The sequence below is a fragment of the Immundisolibacter sp. genome, from assembly GCF_041601295.1.
Taxonomy (GTDB): Bacteria; Pseudomonadota; Gammaproteobacteria; order Immundisolibacterales; family Immundisolibacteraceae; genus Immundisolibacter.
The window spans coordinates 1-4,620 of sequence record NZ_JBFIII010000148.1 but is presented as its reverse complement, the minus strand read 5'-3'; the positions used below and the strand labels follow the sequence as shown (position 1 = coordinate 4,620).

At 65.3% G+C, this 4,620-nt stretch carries 4 protein-coding genes; all 4 read left to right on the top strand.

Features of this window, described 5'->3' with window-relative positions:
- Positions 1–501 (top strand): lipopolysaccharide core heptose(I) kinase RfaP (gene rfaP, locus ABZF37_RS13615; protein WP_372720832.1); only part of this gene is annotated, 501 nt, incomplete at its 5' end.
- Complete coding sequence (locus ABZF37_RS13610; RefSeq protein WP_372720830.1) at positions 498–1,895, top strand: lipopolysaccharide kinase InaA family protein; 1,398 nt, start codon at positions 498–500, stop codon at positions 1,893–1,895. The genes rfaP and ABZF37_RS13610, both read left to right, overlap by 4 nt.
- Positions 1,892–3,631: a carbamoyltransferase gene (locus ABZF37_RS13605; protein ID WP_372720828.1), complete on the top strand. Its 1,740-nt coding sequence runs from the start codon at positions 1,892–1,894 to the stop codon at positions 3,629–3,631. The genes ABZF37_RS13610 and ABZF37_RS13605 overlap by 4 nt, the downstream gene beginning before the upstream one ends.
- A 4-nt stretch (positions 3,632–3,635) precedes the next feature.
- The gene (locus ABZF37_RS13600) at positions 3,636–4,547 is read left to right on the top strand and encodes a sulfotransferase (RefSeq protein WP_372720826.1); all 912 of its coding nucleotides are present in this window, start codon (positions 3,636–3,638) and stop codon (positions 4,545–4,547) included.
- The last annotated feature ends 73 nt before the right edge of the window (positions 4,548–4,620 follow it).

Here is a 4,620-nt window from a genome sequence, read left to right as displayed (position 1 = left end):
TTGACCGAGGCATTGCCCGATACGATTACGCTGGAGGAGGTGAGCCTGCGCTGGAGTCGACAGCCGTTTCGCAGTCGATCCGACATGCTGCTCAAAAGGGCCTTGCTGGTGCGGATCGCGGATATCGCCCGCAGCCTGCACGAGAACGGCGTCAACCACCGCGATTTCTATTTGTGTCATTTTCGTCTTGAGCAGGGCAGTCCGGGCCTGCACAGGCCCGGAGAGGCGCTGTTGCTGCACGTCATGGACCTGCACCGGGCGCAGCTGCGGCGGCGCACGCCGTTGCGCTGGCGGATCAAGGACATTGCCAGCCTGTACTTTTCGGCGCTCGACGCAGGCCTGACCCGGCACGATTGCCTGCGCTTCATGCGCCTGTATACCGAAACACCACTGCGCGAGCAGTGTGGTAGACCGTTCTGGCGACGGGTCAGCACCAAGGCAGAATTTCTGTACCGGAAAGCACATGGGCGTTCCGCAAAACTGCCCCTGGAGGCCGGGTGACAGACCGACCGACACTGCCGCTGCAACTCGAGGTGCCGGGCATGGGGCCACTGGTTTGTGAGCGCGCGCTGCGCATCCTGCCCGGTCAGCGCTGGACGCTTGCAGGTCGGCTGCCAGAGCAGGCAGACATGCCCGTGGTTGCCAAGCTTTATCTGGCGTCCGGGCGACGTGCGCGCCGCCATTTCGAGCGCGAGCGACGCGGCCTTGAGGCGCTGTACCAGCGTGGCATCGCCGCGCCCGAATTGCTTTTTTCCGGCCAGCTCCCGGCGCCGGCCGGCTGGTTGGTGTTGACCGCGCTGCTTGGGGGAGAACCAGCCAACCGCATGGCAGTGGCAACCCTCCCGGCGGTATTGCGCGCGGTCGCGCTACACCACGCCGATGGGGTCGAGCAGACCGATGCACATTTGGGCAATTTCCTGATTCGCGGCGGCGTTGCCTGGACCCTGGACGGCGCCGGTATCCGCGCCGGGCCGGCACCGCTGCCGGCGCGCCGGGCACTACGCAATCTGGCCCGTTGGCTGGCCCAGATTCCACCGTCGGCAGTGATTCAGCTCGGCCAGCTGTACACGCAGTACCGCGCGGCGCGCTGGGATGGCGGCAGGATCGGTTCCGGACGGGCGCTCGGCCGGGCGCTGAAGCATGAACGCCGAAAACGCGAGACGCGCCATCTGAAAAAAGTGTTCCGCGACTGCACGGCGTTCTCGGTATCGCGCAGCTTCACACGCGTGCAGGTGCTGGATCGCCGCTATGACACGCCTGCCCTGCGCGAGTTACTCGCCAATCCGGATGCCGCGTTCGCCGCGTCGGATGCCGACTGGCTCAAGCGTGGCAATAGTGCGAGCGTGGTGCGGGTGCTCGTCGACGGCCGGGCACTGGTGCTCAAACGGTACAATCTGAAAAGTCCCGTGCATTGGCTCAGGCGTTTTTGGCGGCCTTCGCGGGCCTGGCATAGCTGGCGCAACGCGCAGCGCCTGGTCCTGTGGGGCGTGCCGACAGCCACTCCGGTGGCAGTGCTTGAAAATCGTCTGGGTTGGCTGCGTGGGCGCGCCTGGTACGTCAGTGAATTCGTTCCCGGTGTGCCACTGCACGTTGCCCTGGCGGATACAACCGGGCCGCCGCGCGAGGTCATCATCGAACGCCTTCACACATTGCTGACCGAGCTGGTCCAGTTACGCCTGAGCCATGGCGACCTGAAAGCCACCAATTTTTTGTTCGATCCCGATCGTCCCCTGATGTTGCTGGACCTCGATGCCATGCGTCGCCACCGTCGGCGCCGCACGTTCTCGCGCGCATTTTCACGTGATTTACAGCGTTTGCGCGCCAACTGGGCCGAAGACCCGCCGTTGCGTCTGGCGCTGGACGACGCACTGACTGATATAGAGCGTTACTTATGATTGTTCTGGGCCTGTCCGGCGCGGTCAGCCACGACGCCTCCGCGGCGCTGCTGGTGGACGGCGAGTTGGTGGCGGCGGCGGAAGAAGAACGCTTCATCCGCGACAAGCACGCCAAGGGTCGCCAGGCCCTCAACGCGGCGCGGTTTTGCCTGCAGCAGGCTGGCATCCGGCCCGACCAGGTGGATGCGGTGGCCTATCCCTATGCGCCGATTGGCCTGCGCTCGCCCGCGCGCTGGCACTACGCGGCCCGCCACTGGTACGCGCCGGATCGGGCGCTGACGGCGCTTTTCGACGGCAACCGGCGTTACCGGCGCAACCGCCGCCAGGCGCTGGCCATGCTGGGCGAGCTGGGCTTCGCGGCAGGTGGCGCCCCCTTTGTGCCGGTGGAGCACCACCTGGCGCATGCATCCAGCGCCTATCACCTGTCCGGTTTCGACGGCAAGGTGGCCATTTTGGGGCTAGACGGCCGCGGCGAGTACGCGACCACCTTTTTCGGCTACGGCGAGGGCGGGCGCATTCACAAGCTGGCCGAATTCTACGAGCCCGATTCCCTGGGCGGCCTGTACGGGGCGATTACCGAGTATCTGGGTTTCGAGATGCTGGACGGCGAGTTCAAGGTTATGGGTATGGCGCCGTATGGCGACCCGGATCGGTTCGATTTCTCGCGCCTGCTGCAAAGCGACGGCCGGCGGCTGCGCGTGAACAACCGGCTGGTGAACGTGGTTGGTCTGCGCCGTTACAAGCGCGCTGGCAAGGGCTATTTCTTCAGCCCCGAACTGATCAAATGGCTGGGCCCGCCGCGCGACGGGGACGCCATCGATGAGCCTTACATCCACTACGCCGCGGCAGTACAGAAGCTGCTCGAAGAAACCACGCTCAGGCTGGTGCAGCACCACCTGGGCCCGGTGCTGGCGCAGGGCGGTCAGCTGGCCTACGCCGGCGGTGTGGCGCTGAATGTCAAACTAAACCAGCGTCTGATGGCCTTACCGCAAGTGAGGCAGTTATTCGTGCAGCCGGCGGCCGGCGATGCCGGCACCGCGATTGGCGCCGCGACCTACGTGGCGGCTATGGCCGGTGACGCGATCAAGCCGCTTCGACACGTGTATCTGGGTCCCGACTTCAGCACCGAGGAGTGCCTGGCAGCCTGCGCCGCCCATCCGGCCCGACCGCAGTACCGGTGCCTGGACGACACGGTGGCGACCGCTGCCGACATCCTGACGGCTGGCAACCCGCTGGCCTGGTTTCAGGGTCGAATGGAATTCGGGCCGCGCGCCCTGGGTAATCGCAGCATCCTTGGTAATCCGTCGCACTCGGGTGTGGCCGAACGTATCAACGCGCAGATCAAGTATCGCGAACGCTGGCGGCCGTTTTGCCCGTCGGTGTCCGAGCGTGTGGCGGCCGACATCATCGGCAGCGATCACCCGGCGCCTTACATGACATTTACCTTCGATGTGGCGCCGCATTGGCGAAATCGTATTCCGGAGGTGGTGCACGAGGACGGTACCGCCCGTGTCCAAATCGTGAGTGCGGACACCAATCCGCGTTACCACGCCCTACTGGACGCGATGGCCGAGCGCACCGGCAACGCCGTGTTGCTGAACACGTCGCTGAACCGCCGCGGTGAGCCAATGGTCTGCGCGCCCAAGGACGCGCTGGACATGTTCTACGGCTGTGACCTGGAGTACCTCATCATGCAGGACGTGTTGGTCACCAAGGCTGGTGCAGCGGGCGGCTGATCGGATGAGCGGGGTGCTTTTCATCGTCAGTAGCACGCGCAGCGGCAGCACCCTGCTTGAGCGGCTGCTGAACGAACTGCCCGGGGTGGTATCGGCTGGCGAGCTCAAGCGCATCTGGCGCCGGGGATTCACCGACAATCAGTTGTGCAGTTGCGGGCAGCCGTTTCACGACTGCCCGTTCTGGCAGGAAGTGGTGCAACGCGCCTTTGCGGATGCCACGGTGGATGCCCGCGCCAACGATGCCCTGTGTCGTCGTGTATGCCGCGGCGGGGTGCACGCTGGCAATGTTCCGGCGGCGTTGCGCGGGACGTTTCTGGGCCTGTCCGGGAAATTGTGTGCGGCCATCGTCGGCACGGCGCGCGCGGGCTGGGTGGTGGACTCGTCCAAGGATCCGGCTTATGCGGCGCAATTGGCCCAGTTGCCGGGGTTTGAAACCCGCTACCTGCACCTGGTGCGTGATGCACGGGCGGTGGCGCATTCGAAGTCGCGGCTGCGCAGGCGCCCGGAGATTCACTGGAAAGAGGCATATATGCGGCGCCGCTCGGCCTGGGCGAGCGCCGGTAGCTGGAACCAGACCCAGCGGCTAGCCGAAGCCGCTCGCCTTGCTACCGGACGTCCCTGGTTGCGAGTGCGTTACGAGGACCTGGCCGGTTCACCGCGTGGCGTGGTGCAGCAGATATGGGACTGGCTGGCGCCTGCCATCCCCGACGCGACGAGCGATCCGCTCGGTTTCATAGACGAAAACACGGTGCGGGTAGGTAGCGGGCACTCGGTGGCGGGCAATCCGATGCGTTTTGGCAGCGGACAGCTGATGGTGACCCCGGATGTCGGATGGCACCAGCAGATGCCGGTGCTGAGTCGGGCTGCGGTGGGTCTGCGCTGTTACCGTGGTCTGCGCCGGTACGGGTACCTTTAGATTTACATCCGCCACGTTGAAGCGGCGCCATCGGAGGAGTCAGTCATGTTACCGATCGTTGCAACCGTCATCG

What these genes read in the sequence shown, in the direction of transcription:
- ABZF37_RS13605 (WP_372720828.1), top strand. Translation starts at nt 1,892, where the DNA reads ATGATTGTTCTGGGCCTGTCCGGCGCGGTCAGCCACGACGCCTCCGCG.
- ABZF37_RS13600 (WP_372720826.1), top strand. Translation starts at nt 3,636, where the DNA reads ATGAGCGGGGTGCTTTTCATCGTCAGTAGCACGCGCAGCGGCAGCACC.